Below are 22406 nucleotides of genomic sequence, written 5' to 3'. Positions count from 1 at the left end.
CCATCTTCTATTTTTTGTGCTTGTTTAAGTCGGCAGTGCAACTGCCCCCCAACACTTGCGACAAGAACGAACCATTACTCCCTGTACCAATCTGCGGCCCTAAACTCAAAATTCCTTCAGTTTTATCCCCTACTATTTATAATTGCTGGATTTATGTAGCTTTTAACTTAACCAACCTCCTCATCCAATGTTACAGCTATGAAAAAAATAATCGCATCCATGGCACCCTTAGCAGTATTGTTTGTCTTCGCATTTGCTGATTCTGAAGTAGCCCCGCCCGTCGATGTGCAGATCGACGAGTGGCTGGTACCGTGGGAAGAGAGTCGTCCCCGCGATCCCTCTGTTGCTCCCGATGGCGACATCTGGTTTGTGGGCCAGCGCTCGCACTACGTAGCCGAATTTAATCCCGAAACCGAAGAGTTCCGCAAAATAGACCTGGAGGATGGGGCGGGTCCCCATACCGTGGTCGTGGACAACAACGGGACCCCCTGGTACGCCGGGAACCGGGCCAACCATATCGGCAAAGTGAATCCCGAAACGGGAGAGATCACCAAATTCATGATGCCGGAGGATAACAGTGCCCGGGATCCGCACACCATGACATTCAATAAAAACGGCGATATCTGGTTTACCTCGCAGGGCGCCAATTCGGTCGGATTTTTCGATATCGAAACGGGTGAGCCGACCATCATTCCCGTACCCACCCCGCGGGCGCGTCCCTACGGCATCATCATGGACCAGGATATGGAACGGCCCTGGATCGCCCTGTTCGGTACCAACAAGCTGGCGACAGTCGATCCCGACACCCGCGAACTCACAGAAATTGAGCTGCCCAACGAAAATACGCGTCCCCGCCGGCTGGCCCAGACCTCCGACGGGATGATCTGGTACGGCGACTACTCCCGGGGATATATCGGCCGCTATAATCCTGAAGATGAATCGTTCCAGGAATGGCCGCTGCCGTCTGGCGAAAGCTCCCGTCCCTATGCCGTGACCGTAGATGACCAGGATCGACTCTGGGTCGTGGAAACCGGCGTAAGTCCCAACATGTTTGTTGGATTTGATACGAAAACCCGGGAATTTGTCAACTCAACGCCCATCGAAAGCGGTGGCGGAACGGTACGGCACATGGTATTTCACGAGCCGACCAATGCCATCTGGTTTGGCACCGATACAAACTATCTTGGCAGGGCCCAAATCCAGTAAAACCGCAGAACACCGGACACAGAACACCGAATATCCTAATTCCCGGACCCGGACCTGATATTTGGCAGTTCTGTGTTCCATATCCCGTTGTCTCCACTATTATGCATATCACCAGAATTACTCTCTTGCCGGTCATAACATTGGTGGCCGGTTTATTACTGCAGCCCAACCAATCCAATACTGGAACATCTCACACAACCTATCATTACCCGGAACATCTTACAGGCACATTTACCGGTGGATTTGGAGAGGATACCTGCCACAGCTGCCATTTTGATTATCCCCTGAATCACGACGAGGGCCTGCTCCGGGTCGAGGGGTTCCCGCGCGAGTACCAGCGTGGACGATCCTACATGATACGCATACACGTGGAGCGCCCAGACCTGGCAAAAGCCGGATTTCAGCTTTCTGCTCGATTTCCGGACGGCCGGCAGGCAGGCATGTTGAGTCCGCAGTCGGACCGCACGCAGTTTACCGAATCGGCGCCGGACAGCCTCCAGTACCTGCAGCACTCCCCGGAAGGCACCGCCATTACCGGCGACATATCAACCACTTGGCAGCTGAAGTGGATTGCTCCCCGGCAGCAGGATGACGTTTATATCCACCTGGCCGTCAATGCGGCCAATGGCGATGGATCCGAGTTTGGGGATTTTATTTTGACAAGAGAGCTCACCCTCCGCCCCCGACCGGAATAAGCCCCGTCCCTGTATCCCGACATACGGACAGGAACAGAGGCCGTACCGTAACCTGTTCAAGGGATCTTTCAGAACCTGATATTTTGTTGGGAAGTGGTTGTACCACCGACCGTATTGACCTTAAACGGGAGTACAACTCCCTCAGAACAAGAAATTGAGAGTTTGCAAAACTCTCTTCAAGATTTTACTTGACTCTGTACCATGGTACAACCCTTATATTAAGGATGAGTTGTATTCATAAATTAAACGGAGGACCAGGTTATGCCATTTAAAAAAGGCGAAGTCTATGTATGTCCCGATGATAATTGTGGTTGTGAACTGACCGTAACCAAGGGAGCGCCCCAAACATGCCGGGGCCGGCAGAATCCAACCTGCTGTTGCGGAAAAACCATGACAAAGAAAAATACGTAACATCAACCGTTACGGGGTCTCCCCGTAGCGGTCTTATAAGGCTGAATATATGGAGAAGTCTACATCACAAACATACAAAATTGGTGAAGTCGCGCGACGCGCCGACGTAAACAGGGAGACCGTGCGCTACTATGAACGTCGTGAGCTGATTGACGAACCTGACCGGCGGCGCTCAGGCTACCGGATCTTTACCCAGAAGCATATCGATCAGATTAAATTTATAAAGCGTGCCCAGGAGCTGGGATTTACGCTCTCAGAGATCAAGGAGCTGCTGGCACTGCGGATCGACCATCCCGACTCCTGTGAAGAAGTGCAGCGAAAGACCGAAGCCAAACTGAAGGATGTCCGGCAAAAGATAGAGGATCTCAAGCGCATCCGTACCGTACTCCGGGAGTTGATCGATTCCTGCAAGGGAGAGGGAAAGACCGAAGATTGCGTTATCTTGAGAGCCCTGGAAGGCGAAAATGAAACCGGGCAACAACTGCGATGAGTGACAAAACAATAGTATTAGAATCGGACATCACCTGTCCCAAATGCGGACACCGATCCACAGAAACGATGCCGGAGGAAGCCTGTGTTTATTTTTGGAGCTGCCCGGGTTGCGGAGAACGGGTCAAACCCAGGGAGGGAGACTGCTGCGTGTTCTGCTCCTACGGTTCCGTCTCCTGTCCCCCGGTTCAGAATGGTGACTGCTGCAAGTAAATCATAGTAACATAAACCAATTTTGTTGAATACAACATAGATGAGCAAAAGACTGGAAATCACCGTCAAAGGCATGGACTGCTCCGGGTGTGCCCGCAGCGTTCAGAACGTACTGAAGAGTCAGCCCGGGGTAACATCGGCCGAGGTGCTGTTATCGGCAGAACGAGCGATCATCGAATATGAAAACGGTCCCCCGGACCGGGACAAGCTCAAACAGGCTGTCGAGGATATCGGTTACCGCGTTCCCGACGATACTGATATGGACCGACAGGAAACCGAGGCAATAGCCCAAAAGACGATGCGGCTGTTTGGCATCGTCTTCGGGGGGGTACTTTTTGTCGTGGTGGCCGGGGAGTGGCTCGGGCTTTTCCAGTCGATTACATCGTTTATCCCGTTCTGGCTTGGCACCCTGCTTGTGCTGCTTATGGGGTATCCCGTCTTCAAAAAAGTGGTGCAGACGGCACTCAAAGGCCAGGTGATCGCCCACGCTCTGATGGCCCTCGGCGCCGTAGCGGCGCTACTGGCCGGTGAATGGGTGACGGCCGGCATCGTCGTATTTTTTATGCGGACCGGGGACTTTATCGAGGGCTATACCACCGAAAAAGCGCGCGATTCGGTCCGCTCTCTCACGGAGCTGGCCCCGCAGGTGGCCACGGTCATCCGTGACGGGGAAGAACAGGATATCCCGGTTGATGAGGTTTCAACGGGCGAAACGGTGCTTGTACGTCCCGGAGGACAGATTCCCGTCGACGGTGAAGTTATCGAGGGGACGGCCGCCATCGATCAATCGTCCATTACGGGAGAATCGATGCCGGAGGATGTGAACGCCGGCTCCAGCGTCTACGCCTCTACTATTGCTCGCGGGGGCCGGCTGCTGGTCAAGGCTACGGCCGTGGGGAAAGACTCTACCTTTGGGCGGATCATCCGGATGGTGGAGGAGGCAGAATCCCGCAAGGGCGATATCCAGCAGTTTGCCGACCGTTTCTCCACGTACTACCTGCCGGTGGTCGCTACCATTGCCCTGTTGACCTGGCTGCTCAGCGGCGATGTTATGTCGACGGTGGCCGTGATGGTGGTCGCCTGCTCCTGCGCTTTTGCCCTGGCTACGCCTGTTGCCCTGCTCGCCTCCATCGGCTCCAGCGCCCGCAACGGGCTGCTGATTAAAGGGGGAAAATATATCGAGCTGCTCTCCAGGGCCGACGTGCTGCTGCTCGACAAAACCGGGACCCTTACCTTCGGTCGGCCGGAAATTACCGATGTCATTCCCCTCAACGGCACCTCGAAAGGAGACCTGCTTATTAATGCAGCTGCAGCCGAACTCTTTTCGGAACACCCGCTGGCTGAGGCCGTCGTAAAGGCTGCACGCGGGCGGCACCTTTCCATCCCGGAACCGGAATCGTTTGAATCGATCACGGGAAGCGGCGTCAAGGCCCGGATCAACGAGCAGACCGTTTCAGTTGCCAAACCGACCGAAGAACAGCTTCAATCCCACGAAGCAGTAGTTACGCCCTTGAAGGAAGCCGGCAAAACAGTGATGGCCGTCTGTCGGGATGAAGAGCTTGTCGGATTGCTCGCAGCCAAAGACGCCGAGCGGAAAGAGGTCGCCCAGGCCCTGCAACAGATTCGGGCACTGGGGATTGCAAAAATCGAGCTCCTCACCGGGGATCATCACCAGTCGGCCGAACTTCTGGCGGACAAGCTGGGCATTGAGTTCCAGGCGGAACTGCTCCCGGAAGACAAGATCCGGATCGTACAAAAATACCAGGAAGCGGGCCATACAGTCGTCATGGTCGGCGACGGTATCAACGACGCGCCGGCCCTCGCACAGTCGGATGTGGCGATCGCGATGGGTGTCAGCGGCACGGACATCGCGAGGGAGACCTCCCACATCACCCTGATGCGTGACGACTGGCTGCTGATCTCCCACCTGTTCCGCACGGCCCGCAAAACCATGCGGATTATCAAGGGTAACTTCGGGTTTACCACGCTGTATAATATCGCCGGCCTGTCGCTGGCGGCCTTCGGTTTACTCCCGCCCATCCTCGCTGCCGCCGCCCAGTCGCTGCCCGATATAGGAATTCTATTGAACTCCTCCCGGCTCTTGAATAAAGATCCAGGCTAGCCCGTATTTCTCACGATAATTTATGTAAAAATCATGTACCCTGATGGCAGGCAGTATCTTACATCATTTTTTACCGACCTTTATATTTGACGGGGTGTAAAGCGCTTGGTGATAAATCCAGGCTAGGAGTCTGCTAAAAAGATCTCCTGATTTTTGCGACCTCTTTACCGTATCTCCCTATTTTTGGATATACTGTGCAGGGGCCTTTGCAGAACCTGCCATTTTGTTGGGAGGTAGTTGTACCACCGACCCTGGTGACCTTTTAAAGGGAGTACAACTCCTTCAGAACGAGGAATAGAGGGTTCCAAAAACCCTCTATTCCTATAAAACCGGGTAGCGTTTTTGCGAAAAGAGGTTACATTTCATGCAGTTTTCATCACATTTAGATAGAACTTTAGGTAGAGCATGCCACGATGGATACAACTACAAGTATTTATGTACTGCGGGAGTCGCTTGAAGAAAAGGTTGAAAAAGAGTTTATCGAGCTCATCAGGGAGAGCCGGGAGCAGCGGCTTGAATCGTTCCATTCAGCGCTGCAACCGCTTGACACCCTCCGGGAAAGCGACGAAAACGACCCTTCTGTCCTCCTCGACGCCGTTCACGATGTGCTGGAATCGCTGCGCGCACAGCTCAATACCGATGGCGAGCACCATATTGCGGATATCTATCCCGTGGCGGTGTACCAGCTGGCCGGCAGCCTGCAGGACTCCGCCGTCATAAATCAGCATATCGACCGATTCCGGACGCTTGAAAACGACTCCCTTTTCCTGAAGGCGGCGAAGGCCCTGAAAAACATGATCCGCTCGATCGACATCATGATCAAAAGCGGGATCAATTTCCTCCGCCGCAACTCCGACAAAGCCCCCAAAGAAGCCCATCAGTGGACCCAGAAAATCCCGGTTAGAAAAGTGATTGAGTACCACCTGTTTTCCCGGAATGAGCTGCCCAAATGGTGGATTAACGAAGATGAGCGGCTGCTGGTCAATATTGTAATAAAGCTGCAGGATTTTCTTGCGGATGATTTTGATCCCCTGCAGCCGGCTCACAGCGCAAAAGCGATGGCGGAACTGGTTGAGCAGTTGCACAAGCAGATCGATGAGCAGAAATCATCTTTGGCAGAAGACCTGGAGGAAGACAGCCGCGCAATGCAGGAGATGCTGGTTCACCATTTCGAGCGGGCCGACACGCTCGAAAAGCGGGCCTCCTTCTACAGCCGGGCGCGGATCGACCGTACAAAGAACCGCGCCTCCGACCATCTTGCTGACTTCAGTAAGCAGTGGAAAGAGGCCCACGAATCCCTGCTCGACCGAACCGGCGTTGTTGCCGGTTTCTGGCAATTCCGCAGCGCCCTGTACAATCATGTCCAGGAGCTCAAAACCCGGCTCAACAGGTATTTTGAGGATTCCCTGTTTACCCCGATCCAGGAGCTCGGGCAGCAGCTGGAACATGAACAAAATGAACTGGAGAAGGTGGAGGCAAAAGATAAAACCTCTGCCCAAAAAGCAATCCTGGAAACAGCCCTGAAGAACCTGACCCGGCAGGCAGACACTCTTCAGGAAGGTATCAACGAGTCGCTTGAAAAAGGATCCCTGGATAAGATTGTCCAGGACTTTTCAGACAAGGTATTGTCGGAGTCGGGAGAGATCCCGGAAAATGTGCGCTTCGTTCACGACCTTGATCTGGATAAAAATCCTCCCGCCCTGGACAGCGAGCAGATCGACTGGCGGCAGATGGTGATACGCGTCTTGAAAAAACAACTTTTGACGCCCCTGATGCCCCCTCAACAGCAATATGAAGAGTTCCTGCGCCTGCAGCTGAATGAGGTGATCGAAATCCGTGAAGTGATCGATGTAAACCTGAATTCGGCACTGGAGTTACTGGACGACAGCGGGGAAGAAAATCCAATATCGATTGCACGGGAAGGACTCGAACGGAGCGAACACAAGCTGGAGCAATCGGCATCAGCGGCCCGGGAGACCCATCAAAAGCTGCTCAGCCTGATCCAGGAAAATGGGTACTCTTCGACCGATCAATTGCTGAATCTACTGCACACCGGGGAGCCCGGCGACCTACAGATCCTGGATGCGACCTACCGGGTAAAGGAGACGGCGGACAACTGGAGAACCATCCTGAGCGCGCGCTGGGCCCGCCTGCAGGATTCAGTTTCAATCCTCGGCCGCCTGGGGCGCAGCAAAACCAAAAAAAAGGCCCGCACGCTGAACCGTTTTCTCGGCTTTGGGGAAGAGAGCCCTCCGGAAGAAAAAAAAGCCGATATCGCCAACTATCTCTCCAAAACCGATGCCCGCGTAGAAGAGCTGCCCTATATCTACCGTCGTCTTTTCAATTTTGACGCCAGCACCGACCAGCGGTTTTATGTGCTGCCGAACGGCAACTTCCTGAACCTGGGAAAAGCCTACGAAAGCTGGACAAAAGATCTGCCGGCCTCCATTGCGATAGTCGGGGAAAGAGGAAGTGGTAAAACGGCCTATCTCAATATGGCCCTGAACGACGTGCTAGCTGAAACGCACCGGTCACATATTACCATCAGCAAAACGATCTGGACCAGGGAGCATTGCATCACCCTGCTGTGCGAGCAGCTAGACCTGAAAAAAACGGACTCGGTGGAAGGAATTATTGGTGCCCTCAACCGGAGAACAAAGCGCAACATCGTGGTAGTCGAGGCCCTTCAAAACCTGTACCTGCGCAGCCTCAATGGATATGAGGCCCTGAAAACCCTGCTCTATATCATAACTGAAACCAAGGATTCGATTTTCTGGATTGTTACCTGTTCTTCATATGCCTGGCATTTTCTGCAAAAAACCAGCTCGGTCGCCGACTATTTTTCTCATGTTATCCGCAGTGACGATCTATCCAGGGAGCAGATCAAATCGGTTATTCTAAAACGACACGAAGCCAGCGGGTACGACCTGGTTTTTGAAGCGGATGAAACTCAACAGAAAAACAGGGCCTACCGCAAGCTGCTGGATCGTGAGCAGGAGGCCCAGCAGTACCTGGAAGATCAATATTTTGAAAAACTTTCCAAACTGGCCGAGGGCAACGCCTCGATCGCAATGATTTTTTGGCTCCGGTCTATTCGGGATTTTGACGACACCCATTTTTATATCAGGCCGCTGGAGGTAACCTCGGTCGAGCTGGTCGAGGATTTGACCCCGGACATCCTGTTTACCCTTGCGGCAATGGTTCTCCATGACACGCTCACCCCGCAACAACTTTCCAGGGTGCTGCTTTTTAACGAACAGGAAAGTAAACTGATGCTATCGCGTCTCAAATCGCGCGGCCTGCTGAACCAGTCCGGCCCGAACTACTCGCTTAACCAGCTGATGTACCGGCAGGTAGTCAACGTACTGAAACAGCGAAATATCATTCACCTTTACTGACACTTTATTTTCCCGGAGGATTTCCCATGAACACCATACGCCCGTTTTTAATCCTGTTTTTCAGCAGTATATGCATATTGTCAGTTCTGCCCGTGGCCCTTTCGGCCCAGAATGGACCTGCGGATACCACCGCGGCAGTTGTCGACACCGCGGCAATCGATACCGTAGTCGTAGATACCGTATCGGCAGGTTCCGGTTCAACAACATCGGATACGCCCGGACAGGAGGCGGAGGAACTTGTTAACCAGCTGCAGAACCTGATCTCTTTAAGTGTCATTTTCCTGATCATCCTGATTCTCGCCATCACCTATTTCCTGAACAAGTTTTTAATACAGGTGGTCGACAATCTCTCTGAGAATGCTACCAGGTACCGGATGGCGATCAAGCGGTCGGTGCCCATCATCCGCCTCTTTATCTGGTCGTTTTCACTTTACATCATCATCGGCGGTATTATCGATCCCCCGGTCGAAACGGTGATTACGTTGACCGCCTCCATTGGAATTGCCGTCGGCCTGGCTTCCCAGGATATCCTGAAAAATATTTTTGGAGGCTTTATCATCATCCTGGATCGTCCGTTCCAGGTCGGCGACAAAATTTCGGTTGGCGACTTTTATGGCGAAGTTCTACAGATCGGGCTTCGCTCCACGCGCATCGTCACACCCGACGATTCGGTGATCAGCCTGCCCAACGGGGATATTTCCAGCAAAGCGATATCCAACGCCAACACCGGCGCCCTGGACTGCCAGGTAGTGGCCGAAATCTACCTGCCCGCCCGCATCGACATAGACCAAGCCAAAAGGATAGCCTACAAGGCGGCGATATCCTCACGCTATGCCTACCTTAAAAAACCGGTGGTGGTAATCGCCCAAAACGAAATCCACGAAAGGAATTTTGTCCTGAAGCTGCGGGTCAAAGCCTATGTACTGGATATCCGGTACGAATTTCCCTTCCAAAGTGAAATGACAGAACGCATTCTTGACGAAATAAATCAAAAAAAGATGCTGCCGGAAACATCGGCCTGAATGGGTGGTACATTTGATTCTCCTGCAGCTCCCCAAAAGCGTTGCCTTGATCCGGCTACAGCGCCTGGATCACGCGATTAAGCATCTCCCTGACCTGGGTGGCTACATCGGCAAGTTTTACATTATCGATCGCCTGCATTGATGCGGTCGGATCCACGGCAGAGACCTCGACCGACCCGTCTTCGTGCTCCTCGACAATCACATTACACGGCAGCATCGTACCGATCTTGTCTTCAAACTGCAGCGCCTTGTGGGCCATCTGGGGATTGCAGGCGCCCAATATTTTATACTTTTTAAAATCTACATCCAGCTTTTTCTTCAGGGTTTCCTTGACATCAATTTCTGTCAGTACCCCAAATCCCTCCTCTTTTAACTGCGCGGTTACTTTTTCGATCGCATCTTCAAAACTGGTATCCAGGGTTTTTGACATGTGATAGCTCATTATGGCTCCTGTATTGATTTTAGGTTTTCCGGTTAGTGTTTACCCATTTTACTTGTAGTAACATGTAGTAATAAATTATTTCCCGTAATCGTTCCGCCGGTTGCAAACTACCTCCCAAAAAATAGCAGGTTCTTCGGAGGTCATGATTAATGAAATTAACAGTAAGATGTGTGGAATTTCGGGAAGTTGCAGAAGTGATTGCATCCGCACAATATTTTTCAATATCTTCAGTTTGTCAATTTTGAATACTGAGAACATATGCGAAGACACCCACGCACATATCGCGCGATTGCCATCCTTGCAGGATTTCTGCTACTTGCGGCTGTCAGCGTTCCCACGGGGGTTTCTGCAGCCCATTGTGATCTGTCTCAGCCGGTCTCATCTACGACTCATAATCATGACTCGGAGCCAAAATCCCATGCCGGCGACCACGGGCATCAAGCTGGTGATACCGACAGCGATACAGACTGCGATGTCGGGCTGAATTGCTCTTGCTGCACCGACCAGCACACGGTAAACACCCGTTCGCCCAACCCTTTTTCCAGGATTAAAGCCGATCTCAGCACAGTCGCCACCGGTATCTTCGACCAGGCAACACCCGTCACCGCAACCGTTCAGCATGCGAACCTGGAGCGCCAGGCCGGTGACGCCTCCCCTCCCATCTTCCTGAAGAACAGCACCTTTCTGAATTAGTCTTCCGTCTCTTACAGCAAGTCGTTGATCTGATCAACGTCCCCCCTTGCGCAATACCAGTATGCAACAAGGGACGTATTTCGTATTGCGTACTACGTACTGCGTATTACTTAGCCACCCAAGACTCAAGACCCAAGACCAATTAAATGCTAGACAAGACTATACGTTTCTTCCTGGAAAACAAGCTCGTGGCCGTACTCCTGCTGCTCGGCTTCGTAGCCTGGGGCCTGGCCTCCGCCCCGTTTTCATGGGATCTCCAGTCCCTGCCGCGCGACCCCGTGGCGGTGGATGCGATCCCCAACCTCGGTGAAAACCAGCAGATCGTCTACACCCGCTGGCCTGGTCGCTCCCCGCAGGATGTGGAAGACCAGATCACCTACCCGCTGACCACCCAGCTGCTGAATGTGCCGGGCGTGCGGTCGGTGCGCAGTAACTCCATCATGGGGATGTCCAGCATCTACGTGATTTTTGAAGAGGATATCGATTTCTACTGGAGCCGCTCCCGCATCCTCGAAAAGCTGAACTCCCTGCCCTCCGGCACGCTGCCCTCCGGCGTGCAGCCCTCGCTGGGTCCCGATGCCACGGCCCTGGGACAAATTTTCTGGTACACGCTGGAGGGCCGCGATGCGGAAGGCAACCCCACCGGCGGCTGGGACCTGCAGGAGCTGCGTTCCATCCAGGATTTTTATGTGGGATACGGCCTCTCCTCGGCCGGGGGCGTTTCGGAAGTGGCCCCGATCGGCGGACACGTAAAGGAGTACCAGGTGGATGTGGATCCGGAGGCGATGCAGGTGCACGGCATCACGATGAACGACATTTTCCAGGCGGTCAAAAGCAGCAACGCCGAGGTGGGCGCCCGCACGATGGAGCTCAACAACGTGGAGTACTTTGTGCGCGGACTGGGCTATATCGAGAACCTTGAGGATATCGAACAGGCTGTGGTAGCCAGCCGCGATAATGTGCCGCTCCGCATCGGGGATGTAGCGCACGTGAGCACCGGTCCCGCCCTGCGCCGCGGGGTACTGGACAAAGGAGGCGCCGAGGCGGTCGGCGGGGTGGTCGTAGCCCGCTACGGCGAAAACCCGATGCAGGTAATTGAGAACGTCAAGGCCAAGATCGAGGAGATCTCCCCCGGCCTGCCCACCAAAACGCTGGATGACGGCACCGAGTCAAAAGTGACCATCGTGCCGTTCTACGACCGCGCCGAGCTGATCAACGAGACGCTGGGCACGCTGGAGGAGGCGCTGAACCTGGAAATCCTGATCACGATTATCGTGGTGGTGGTGATGGTGCTCAACCTGCGCAGCTCCGTGCTGATCTCCGGCATGCTGCCGCTGGCCGTGCTGATGACCTTTATCGCCATGAAGCTGGGCAAAGTGGATGCGAACATTGTGGCGCTCTCCGGCATCGCCATCGCCATCGGTACGATTGTAGACGTTGGTGTTATTCTTTCGGAAAACATGCTCCGGCATATCGAGGAAGCAGATGAGACCGACAAGGCAGGGCTGCTCGAGATTATCTTCCGGGCCACCAGCGAGGTCGCCTCGGCCGTTCTTACCGCCATCGCCACCACCATCGTCAGCTTCCTGCCGGTCTTCACGATGATCGCCGCCGAAGGCAAGCTCTTCCGCCCGCTGGCCTACACCAAGACCTTTGCGCTGGTCGCCTCCATCATCATCGCCATCACGCTGATACCGCCGTTCGCGCACTGGTTCTTCTCGATCAGGATCCGCCGCAAACTGGTAAAACTGCTCTGGAACGGGGCGCTGGTTCTTGGAGGGGGCGTCCTCCTGTTCACCGGTCCCGGCTGGGCGGCAACGGCCCTTGTCGGGTTCGGTCTTATAAATGGATTGCCGCTGCTTGTGGATCACCCCGCCACCCGCTACCGGGAGATGGCCAACAACGGCCTGGTCGTGGTGATCGTCTCGTTCCTGCTGGCCCGGTACTGGCTGCCCCTGGGACCGTCGTTTGCGTTTCTCTGGAACTACGTTTTCGTGGGATTGCTCCTGTTTCTGATCCTCGGCAGCTTCTACCTGGTCGTCAAATATTATGCGGATATGCTGGGCTGGTTTCTCCGCCACAAAACGCTGTTCCTTTCGGTACCCACCACGCTTGTCGTGCTGAGCCTGGTGATCTGGCTCGGATTTTCCTCGGTCTTCGGCTTCGTGGCAAAAAGTTTCGATACCGTTGGCCTGGATATCCGCACCACGCAGGTATGGAGCGCTGCTGATGAGACGTTCCCCGGCCTCGGCGAAGAATTCATGCCCCCGCTCGACGAGGGCTCCTTCCTGCTGATGCCCACCACCATGCCGCACGCCGGCATCGAGCAGGCCAGGGAGTATATGCAGCTTATTGACATGCGGGTCTCCTCCATCCCCGAGGTGGAGGATGTGGTCGGCAAGCTGGGACGCACCGAATCGGCCCTCGATCCCGCTCCCACCTCGATGTTCGAGAACGTCATTACCTACAAATCGGAGTACAAGACCGATGCAAACGGGCGCCGAACCCGCTATAAAGTTGATGATGAGGGAGCGTTTGTCCGCAACGAGAACGGCAACCTGGTTCCCGATACAGACGGCCAATACTACCGGCAGTGGCGCGATCATATTGAGAGCCCCGACGATATCTGGGATGAGATTGTCAGCGCCACCCGCATTCCCGGCCTCACCTCCGCGCCCAAGCTGCAGCCGATAGAGACGCGGCAGATTATGCTGCAGTCCGGCATGCGCGCCCCGATGGGGATCAAAGTGAAAGGGTCTGACCTGCAAGCCATCGAAGGTTTTGGGATGGAGCTCGAAGAGCACCTGAAAAACGTCCAGGGCGTAAAGCCAGCGTCGGTGTTTGCGGATCGGATTGTCGGCAAGCCCTACCTGGAGATCGACGTGGACCGGGAGGAGATCGCCCGATACGGACTCTCCATGCAGCAGGTGCAGCAGTATATCGAAGTGGCACTCGGCGGCGTGGGACTCACCAACACGGTGGAGGGACGCGAGCGCTATTCGGTGCGCGTACGCTATGCCCGCGAGCGCCGGGACGAGCCGTCGGATCTCGAAAACATGCTGGTTCCCTCCTCCGGTGGCGGACAAATTCCGCTGGGACAACTCGCGGAGATCACCTACCGGCAGGGACCGCAGGCGATCAAGAGCGAGGACACCTTCCTGATCGGCTACGTGATTTTTGACCGCATGGACGGCTTTGCGGAGGTCGAGGTCGTGGAAAATGCACAGGCCCACCTGCAGGATCAGATCGAACAGGGAAACCTGGCGGTGCCCTCCGGCATCAGCTACGAGTTTGCCGGCAGCTACGAAAACCAGGTACGCGCCGAGAAACGGCTCTCCGTCATCCTGCCGATCGCCCTGCTGGTGATCTTCCTGATCATGTATTTCCAGTTCAGGTCGGTGCCGACGACGAGCATGATCTTCAGCAGCATCTTCGTCGCCTGGGCCGGGGGATTCATCCTGATCTGGCTCTACGGGCAACCGTGGTTTATGGATTTCCACCTGTTCGGCGAATCGATGCGCGACCTGTTTCAGCTGGGGACGGTGAACCTGAGCATCGCCGTCTGGGTCGGCTTCATCGCCCTGTTTGGGATCGCCGCTGACGGCGGTGTGGTGATGGCCACCTACCTCGACCAGCTCTTCGACCGCAACAAGCCGACGACCCTGCAGCAGATCCGCGCCACCGTCATTCGTGCCGGGCAGCGCCGTATTCGTCCCACGCTGATGACCACCGCCACCACCATCCTGGCGCTGATACCGGTGCTGACCTCCACGGGCCGCGGCTCCGACATCATGGTGCCGATGGCGATCCCCAGCGTGGGCGGCATGCTGCTGCAGGTGGTGACGCTGTTCGTGGTACCGGTGCTCTACGCCATCTATAAAGAGTGGCAGTGGAAGCGCTCGCAACCGGAACAAGTTTAATTACAGAGGATGAAAACAATGAATAGTGAAAGAATTGATAATAAATTAACATGCTCTTTCAGGACGGGAGTGCAACTCCCTATCAACCTTAAGCCATTTAATGACGGGAGGTTTGTCATCCCCCTTAATCCCCCTTCGAAGGGGGACTTTGGTGCCAGGCTTGGAGTCATTTATTCAACCCATAGAGAAGAAGTTGACTCTCAGTTGGCAGATCAAAAATGTTGGAAGCAGAACTTCCTGGGCTGGGCGTTCCGCAGCGGAGAGACGGAACGAGATGGAACTCGTAATCAGCGAAACGGGGCTAAAATTAAGAAACGGGCTCTGGGGTCCCACTTTGAAGAGGGATTGACGAGGATGACCCTGCTGCTCATATTCGTATTGGCAACAATTGTACAAGTACAGGCACAAGACACCACAAGCGCACTGAATCCGCAGCTCGAGGAACACCTGCAAACAGCCGCCCAAAACAACCCGGGCCTCGAAGCCTCCTTCAACCGCTACCTGGCCTCGCTGGAAGAAGTACCACAAGTAAATGCCCTGCCCGATCCCGAGCTGGCGTTTGGCTACTTCATCAGCCCGATTGAGACGCGGGTGGGTCCCCAAACTGCGCGATTTTCGCTCAGCCAGATGTTTCCCTGGTTCGGAACGCTGGGAGCCCGTGAAGATATCAAGATCAACGAAGCCAGGGCGCGGTTCGAGGAGTTCCAGGCACACCGGAACAACCTTTTTTACGAGGTGAAATCGACATGGTACGAGCTGTATGTGATGAATGAGCGAATCGCCATCCTCGATGGGAATATTGAAATCCTGGAATCGCTGGAGGAGCTGGCGCTGCAGAAGGTGGAGACTGCCCAGAGCAGCCAGCCGGATGTGCTGCGTGTGCAGATAGAACTGGAGGACCTGCGCATCGCCCGCAGCAACCTGCTGGACGATCGGCGTGTACTCCGGCAGGAATTCGGTGAACTGCTTAACAGTGAGCAGGTTGCTTTCCCGGAAACGATGGCGCTGTCGCCATTAGCCCTTCCTTCCGGGGAGCAAGACCTTCGACGGCAGATGTTGGAGCAGAATCCCGGATTGAACCAGCTTTCGTTCCGGGAGCAGGCCGCCGGGCACCAGGTGCGGGCTGCGCGACTGGAGGGACTGCCCCAATTCGGGGTGGGTTTCGATTACATCCTCACCGGCCAGCGTGAGGTTGCGATGACTGATAACGGCAAGGATGCCTTTATGGCGCGCGCCTCCATCCAGATCCCCCTGTTCCGCGGAAAATATCGCGCCCGGAAGCGGCAGGCAGAACTGAATCAGCGCTCGGTAGCCGAGCAGCAGGCAGCCAGGCAGAACGAGCTGGGCACAGCCCTTGAAAAAGCGTTGCGGGACTACCGGAATGCCAACCGTAGGCTTAATCTCTATGAAGAAAAACAGATTAAACGCACGCGCCAAGCGATCGATATCCTTACTGAGGAGTACGCCAGTGCGGATACCGAGTTTGAGGAGATCCTGCGCCTGCAGCGGCGCCTGCTCGACTACCAGCGTTCGCGCGAAGAAGCCCTCGGCAGCCAGAATAGAGCAGTAGCCCGGATCGAGCTGCTGACCGGACATTACAACATTGAACCTGAAGAAACAGGATTCAAAAATGATAGCAAAAAAGGGAATTAATTAAGTACAGACGTAGCATGCTACGTCCCAACACCAATTATTATTAATCAAAATGGATACCATGAAATCACTCAACCTTAAAAAGCTCGCATCAGCCGGAGGCATTCTCATCCTCGGTATAATCCTGGGATGGCTGCTGTTCGGCGGTTCCGCCACGCAACCCGATCAACCGGCAACTATGGACGAGCATGTGGAAGAAGCCCATACTGATGAAGAGGGCAACATCGTCTATACCTGCAGCATGCACCCGCAGGTTCGCCAGAATGAGCCGGGCAACTGCCCGATCTGCGGCATGGAACTGATCCCCGCCGACAACGGAGGCAGTGATGCGGACTCCGGTGACGATCCCTATACCACCACGATGACCCGGGCGGCCATGCAGCTGGCCCAGGTGCAGACCGCGGAAGTCACCCACGCCACCGCCGTCAAAACATCGCGAATGCCCGGCAAGGTGATGGTTGACGAGCGCAAGCTCTCGGTGATACCCGCCCACTTCCCCGGTCGCGTAGAGAAACTCTACCTGGATTACACCGGTGCCTACGTCGAGATGGGCGACCCCATCGCTTCAATCTATTCGCCGGACCTGGTAACAGCCCAGAAAGAGCTGCTGGAAGCGTATGAGAACCGCGAATCAAATCCCCGGCTGTACCAGGCCACGCGCAAAAAGTTTACCAACTGGGAAATTGCCCCGGAAGTCATCGACCGTATTCTTGAAAAGGGCGAGCCCCAGCAAAACTTTGATATCCACTCCCACCAGACCGGGTATGTAACGACCCGCCATGTGGCCGTCGGCGATCATATCCATTTCGGGAAGCCGATTTTTGAGGTGGCGGATCTGTCCAGCGTATGGATCGAGTTTGAGGCGTATGAAAATGACCTGGACGGGATCTCCCGCGGCAATGAGGTCGAATTCACGGTGGGAGCCTATCCGGGGGACCGCTTCCGGGCAACGGTCACCTACATCGATCCGATGCTCGACGACCGGCGCCGCACCGCCACGGTCCGCGCAGAAGCTTCCAATCCCGACGGGAAGCTGAAACCGAACATGCTGGCCAGGGGGATCATCTCTTCTCCACTCAATGGCGGGGAGCCCCAGCTCCAGGTTCCGGCCTCGGCGGTACTGTGGACCGGGGAGCGGTCGCTGGTGTATGTACAAACGGGTGGCGACGAGCCCGCTTTCCAGGCGCGGGAAATCGTGCTGGGTCCGCGTGTGAACGATGCCTACGTCATTAAGGAGGGACTGAGCGAGGGGGAACAGGTCGTAATAAACGGCAACTTCATGATCGACAGTGCGGCGCAGCTGGCTGACAAGCGCAGCATGATGAACCGGGAGCCCGGTCAAAACCGGGGCCGCACGCCCGGGGGACACGATCACGGTGGGGAAAGCCGCGATACCGGCGAAACGCATGACCTGCAGTCCTCTCAATCATTCGTTGATCAAGATGAGGTTCCGGCGGCTTTCCGCAAGCAGCTCACTGCACTCACGGAACCCTACTCCGATATCAGTACGGCCCTGGCCGGTGACAATATTGACAATGCCATGTCCGCCCTCGATCATTTTGAAGAGACATTTTCAGCCGTGGATATGGAGTTAATCCGGGACCAGGATCAAATGAAGACATGGATGGATCACCAGCAAACCATCGATCGACTGGTGCATGCGATGCAGAAGACAGAAGATATCGAAGCGTTCAGGAATCAATTTGCTTCACTGTCAGACGCCCTGACCAAAACGTTCACCGTGTTTGGAGTTGACCGGACCCTGCACCTTCAGTACTGCCCGATGGCCCGTGACGAAAAAGGGGCATACTGGCTCAGCGAAAACAGCGAAATTATTAATCCATATATGGGGCAGGAAATGCTAACTTGTGGGTCAACAGAGAAGGTCCTGGAAACGGAATCAAAATAAAATCTCGTTAATAACGATAACAGATTGAACTATACGTTTAACTGGAGTAGATTTATCCCTTGATAGATTTTCCATATTTCCCAATAATCTGCGATAATATTAATTTCATTCCCAACTCTGATGAATAACCATTTTTCCGTCATAAAACTGCTCTCAGCAACACTGCTTTTCACCGTTATTTCGGCCTGTTCAGGCCAGGAGTCCGGTTCTTCCGCCACGGAGTCCAACAGTATCACCATGTACAAAAACGCTACCTGCCAGTGCTGCGCCAAATGGGCGGATTACCTGGAAGAAAACGGGTTTGAGGTGACACAGGAACCGACTGCCAACCTGCAGATAATAAAGACGGAACACGATGTCCCCTACGACATGAGTTCCTGCCACACGGCCATTATCGGTGACTACGTTGTTGAGGGACATGTGCCCGCCGAAGATATCAGGAACCTGATGGAAGAACAGCCCGACGCCAGGGGTATTGCCGTGCCCGAAATGCCGATCGGATCGCCCGGCATGGAGATGCCCGGTCGTCCCGCAGAACCGTATAAAGTCTTCCTTTTCCAGGAGGACGGCTCCCGGGAAGTATACGCACAACACTAACACTAATCGCCTTGATAATCTTGCCCGATGACATCCAAAAACAAGCTTAAATACATTTTCATCGCCGCTGTTATCATAGCCGCAGGATTTGCACTTGCGGATTCACTGGGCGTGTTTAATCCCAAATCCTATACCGAGGTTTCACACGGCTCGCACGTCCATTATGTACCGGAAAATCGCGATCCCAACGTGGGTATCGATAAATTTCCAACCGAACCGCCCGCCCCAAACGAAATAATTACTCCCCAGGGCCAGATTATGGACCAGGCGGAATGGGAACGGCAACAACAAGAAGAGGCAGGAAATTAGGATGAAATTTCTATTCAGTCATAAAGAGAAAAATCAATATGCAGCACGCAATCCGCAGTACGCTTCAGCGATTACGTATTCCGTACTGCGTAGTTTCCCCAAACTACTACTTGCCCTCTTAGCGTTGCCACTGCTTCTATCCTGTAGTTCCGGGGATTCCAGCAAGTCGAAACCCACCGAGCCCCTGGAGCGGCTGGACCCTACATCGGCTGCACTCTACCCTGCGCGGCAAAAAGCAACGGCCAACGACTTTACGGTTACCTTGATGAATGGGGATCCATTTCAGCTTTCCGGGCAGAAGGGCAAGGTGGTGCTGATGAACATCTGGGCCACATGGTGCGCTCCCTGTGCAGACGAAATGCCTGATTTTGTGGACCTGTATGAAGAGTACAGGGATGAAGGCCTGGTTATCCTCGGCGTTTCGATCGACGAGCAGGGACGTTCCGTGGTTAAACCGTTTATGGAGAAATTTAATGTCACCTACCCGATGTTTATTGATGACGGTACCATCATGGAGAAGTACGGGCCTACTATGGGAATTCCCACTACCTATATCATCGATAAACAGGGAGATCTGCGGTATTTTTCGGTTGGAGCGCTGACAAAAAAGGAGCTGGAGCCCCGGTTGAAGGAGTTGCTTGCGAAAAATGCAGAGGCTTGATTTGTTGCCCCATGCCCTGCCGGAAGAATTTCTGTTTGATGAAGGGTAGAAAACATTCTCCTGTTTCTCATTAAGGCTTCTTAGTCATCTTTCCCTGTTCATTTTTTGTACAGCCAAAAAAACAAACCAAAAAAGCCGCTGGGGATGGGAGTTATGAATGAAGAATTAGAAATGATGAATTTCGAAGGGGTGATCGTATTAACGTGTTAAGCAATTGTTCCGATACCGGAAGCATTTTCTCTATTAAGGAGACGGAGCAAAAATATAGATTAGCCTTCCCGGCCTTGAATGGGGCGCAGAAGCCGAAGCAGGCGGGGGTGGATGGCCTGCCGGTGAGAACTTTGATAGCGGGCAACTTGCGTGACGGACCATCAACATCCACGCCTGCACAGGTTGCAGCGGGTGCCCCATTCACCGCCTTGATTTTTTTCGTCCCTTTTGTATCAAGACAAAAGGGACACCTCGGTTGGAGAAAATCGTCTCCTGTTTCACATTAAGGCCTCCTTATCCTCCTTCCCTGTTCATTTTTTTAGTGATTAAAAAACGAGCCCGCAAAAGTTTCAACGGCTGGAAGGGGTACAGCAACAAACTGATTTTGGGGGGCTTTGCAGAACCTGCCATTTTTTTGGAGGTAGTTGTACTACCGACCCTGGTGACCTTTTAACGGGAGTACAACTCCCCCAGAACGAAGAATTGAGGGTTTTGCAAAGCCCTCTTTGGATCATTCCTGTCCCAAGTTGACGTCAGATTAAGAATATGACATTTTTTTCCCGATATTCCTGACCTGTTCGATCGGTCACAAGATCGCCTGAGGCATGGACAACGCAATGATGTGGTTGACATACTTTCTGGTATTATCCGTTTGTGATACTGTTTAAAGAAGCTTTGCAGAACCTGCTATTTTGTTGGGAGGTGGTTGTGCCACCGGGCTTGGTGACCTTGTTTAGCGGGGGGTACAACTCCCTCAGAACGAGGAACCGGTGGTTTTGCAAAGTTCTGTTTAACTGTTTCTTCTGAGCCTCAGCGTAATTCAACTGGAGATAGAAACTGATTTACTGACCCTTGTTTTCAAGAAAAAAACCTGAACATAAACTCGTCGTTATCGGAGATAGCATCAGCCAGGGATTTAACAACGGTGGAATCTACCGGACAGACCTGAACTTTCCCTCTTTCCTGGCTCAATGCTTTAAACCGCAGCCAACCTTTGACCAGCCCAATTTTACCGCGCAGGCCGGTATTCCGCTCAACCTGGAGGTGCTGGTTCGGGGACTGGAGGATGAATACGGGGACTCCATTGAGTGGAATGAATACCTGCCGGCAGCCGGGCACCTCTACTCTACCCTGCGCAGGATCAAACGCTACTGGGAGGGCCATTTCAAGCCGCTGGCCAACGAGCGATCCATGCCCTATCACAACCAGTCGATATGGGGATTTGCAATGAATGACGCCTGGATGGTCAACGAAAAAATGAGCCGAGAATATATCAAGGTCCACCGGGAAACCTACTCCGTATTCAACGTGCTGCCCGATCACGCCATGTATATCACCGCCTGCATGGTATTAAATCCCTCGTTCAGTGAAAAATTCTCGGATTTTACGCAGATCGACAATGCCCGCTATCTTCAGGAGCACGGGGGTATCGAAAACCTGATCGTTACGATGGGGCACAACAACATCATCGGGGCGATTACCGATCTGCGATTTGAATATTCCGAGCCCGAAGACCTTGAACAACCACCCTCTGAACGAAATTACACGGTGTATCGGCCCGAGCATTTTGAAACCGAGTACCGTAAGCTGGCCGAACGAATCAGCTCCATCGGGGCCAAACGGGTCATTACGCCAACCATTCCCTACGTGACGATTCCACCGGCGGTGCGCGGCATCAATGAAGATCTCTCGCGGGAACGCGGCGGTTATTTTGACTACTACACCCGGTTCTGGATCTGGGACACCGATTTCAATCCCGATGTTCATCCCCATTTTACCAAAGACGAGGCGATTAAACTGGATATGATCGTGGATGAATACAATCAAATTATCCGGACGATTGCCGAAGAATACGGCTGGATCGTGGTGCCGCTTAATCGGTATGTCAGTGCCATCGCCAACCGCCGGTTGCGGGGTCAGATCAAGGTTCCGTTTCCCAAAGACTTTTGCCAGGCCATGAAACGAAATCCCGCGACGGCGCATTTAGTGGAGGATCCCAAAAACCTGAAGATAAGTACGGACTACCTGCGGCTTGACCGGGAAACCGGCAAGGTGTACAAAGGCGGTATTTTCAGCCTGGACGGCATTCACCCCACCACCATCGGGTACGGGCTGATGGCCCACCTCTACTATGAAACTATGAAGGATAACGGCGTTAAATTTGACCGTGCGCTGGACTGGGATTTTATCATCCGAAACGATACGCTGGTGACCGATCCGCCCCACCTGCTGGTCGAACTGCGCAACCTGCTGCGTTTCCTTTCGCTGGGCCGGCAGGAAAAGATCACCAAAATCGGGAAAAGCGTACTGGGTCAGCTAATGCAGGCCTTTTCCCCGAGACGGCGCACCGGCCTGTAAATCAACGTGAGTTCGAGATAAGAAAAGTACTTATTTCGAATAAAAAAGCGGAAGATTCAGTATATTTAAGTCGTTGCGCAACATAAACTTAACCAAAT

16 protein-coding genes are annotated in these 22406 nt (G+C 53.8%); 15 read left to right on the top strand and 1 reads right to left on the bottom strand.

Translation table 11 applies throughout. The annotated features are described in order from the left end of the window. The first annotated feature begins 219 nt into the window (after positions 1-219). From ACG2E4_RS03620 to ACG2E4_RS03590, 7 genes are all read left to right on the top strand, one after another. On the top strand, positions 220-1206 hold the full coding sequence (locus tag ACG2E4_RS03620) for a lyase (protein ID WP_395261240.1): 987 nt from the start codon (positions 220-222) through the stop codon (positions 1204-1206). A gap of 101 nt (positions 1207-1307) precedes the next feature. After that, on the top strand, positions 1308-1901 hold the full coding sequence (locus tag ACG2E4_RS03615; protein WP_395261241.1) for a choice-of-anchor V domain-containing protein: 594 nt from the start codon (positions 1308-1310) through the stop codon (positions 1899-1901). 460 nt (positions 1902-2361) lie between these two features. After that, complete coding sequence (locus ACG2E4_RS03610) at positions 2362-2802, top strand: MerR family transcriptional regulator (protein WP_395261242.1); 441 nt, start codon at positions 2362-2364, stop codon at positions 2800-2802. Further along, positions 2799-3014 (top strand): GDCCVxC domain-containing (seleno)protein, encoded by a 216-nt coding sequence (locus ACG2E4_RS03605; protein ID WP_395275738.1) that lies wholly within the window; start codon positions 2799-2801, stop codon positions 3012-3014. Before ACG2E4_RS03610 ends, ACG2E4_RS03605 begins: the two co-directional genes overlap by 4 nt. 40 nt (positions 3015-3054) lie before the next feature. Beyond that, a complete protein-coding gene (locus tag ACG2E4_RS03600; protein ID WP_395275737.1) occupies positions 3055-5136 on the top strand; it encodes a heavy metal translocating P-type ATPase in 2082 nt (693 codons plus the stop codon). 413 nt (positions 5137-5549) lie between these two features. Next, positions 5550-8534 carry a hypothetical protein gene (locus ACG2E4_RS03595; RefSeq protein ID WP_395275736.1) on the top strand — a complete coding sequence of 995 codons (2985 nt, stop codon included), beginning with the start codon at positions 5550-5552 and terminating at the stop codon, positions 8532-8534. Positions 8535-8560: 26 nt separating this feature from the next. Further along, on the top strand, positions 8561-9556 hold the full coding sequence (locus ACG2E4_RS03590) for a mechanosensitive ion channel family protein (protein ID WP_395275735.1): 996 nt from the start codon (positions 8561-8563) through the stop codon (positions 9554-9556). Positions 9557-9611: 55 nt separating this feature from the next. Here the strand turns inward: ACG2E4_RS03590 and ACG2E4_RS03585 are convergent, their stop codons facing one another. Further along, positions 9612-9998, bottom strand: coding sequence for a DUF302 domain-containing protein (locus ACG2E4_RS03585; RefSeq protein ID WP_395261247.1), 387 nt, complete (start codon positions 9996-9998; stop codon positions 9612-9614). Positions 9999-10256: 258 nt separating this feature from the next. Here ACG2E4_RS03585 and ACG2E4_RS03580 point away from each other — a divergent pair, with 258 nt between their 5' ends. The 8 genes from ACG2E4_RS03580 to ACG2E4_RS03545 all read left to right on the top strand — a co-directional run bounded on the left by ACG2E4_RS03580 (position 10257) and on the right by ACG2E4_RS03545 (position 22308). Continuing rightward, positions 10257-10691 carry a hypothetical protein gene (locus ACG2E4_RS03580; RefSeq protein ID WP_395275734.1) on the top strand — a complete coding sequence of 145 codons (435 nt, stop codon included), beginning with the start codon at positions 10257-10259 and terminating at the stop codon, positions 10689-10691. Positions 10692-10837: 146 nt separating this feature from the next. Beyond that, positions 10838-14611 carry an efflux RND transporter permease subunit gene (locus ACG2E4_RS03575; RefSeq protein ID WP_395275733.1) on the top strand — a complete coding sequence of 1258 codons (3774 nt, stop codon included), beginning with the start codon at positions 10838-10840 and terminating at the stop codon, positions 14609-14611. A 204-nt stretch (positions 14612-14815) separates the two neighbouring features. Next, a complete protein-coding gene (locus ACG2E4_RS03570; protein WP_395275732.1) occupies positions 14816-16264 on the top strand; it encodes a TolC family protein in 1449 nt (482 codons plus the stop codon). A 61-nt stretch (positions 16265-16325) separates the two neighbouring features. Then, on the top strand, positions 16326-18173 hold the full coding sequence (locus ACG2E4_RS03565; protein WP_395275731.1) for an efflux RND transporter periplasmic adaptor subunit: 1848 nt from the start codon (positions 16326-16328) through the stop codon (positions 18171-18173). Between the two features lie 120 nt (positions 18174-18293). Next, positions 18294-18770, top strand: a complete 477-nt coding sequence (locus ACG2E4_RS03560; RefSeq protein ID WP_395275730.1) for a DUF411 domain-containing protein — start codon at positions 18294-18296, stop codon at positions 18768-18770. 27 nt (positions 18771-18797) lie between these two features. After that, positions 18798-19079: a hypothetical protein gene (locus ACG2E4_RS03555; RefSeq protein WP_395261258.1), complete on the top strand. Its 282-nt coding sequence runs from the start codon at positions 18798-18800 to the stop codon at positions 19077-19079. 1 nt (position 19080) lies between these two features. Continuing rightward, positions 19081-19740: a TlpA disulfide reductase family protein gene (locus tag ACG2E4_RS03550; RefSeq protein WP_395275729.1), complete on the top strand. Its 660-nt coding sequence runs from the start codon at positions 19081-19083 to the stop codon at positions 19738-19740. A gap of 1062 nt (positions 19741-20802) precedes the next feature. Further along, on the top strand, positions 20803-22308 hold the full coding sequence (locus ACG2E4_RS03545; RefSeq protein WP_395258181.1) for a hypothetical protein: 1506 nt from the start codon (positions 20803-20805) through the stop codon (positions 22306-22308). Positions 22309-22406 lie beyond the last annotated feature (98 nt).

The organism is Halalkalibaculum sp. DA384 (assembly GCF_043951955.1).
GTDB lineage: Bacteria > Bacteroidota > Rhodothermia > Balneolales > Balneolaceae > JAMQKA01.
This window is presented reverse-complemented; position numbering and strand designations above follow the sequence as displayed.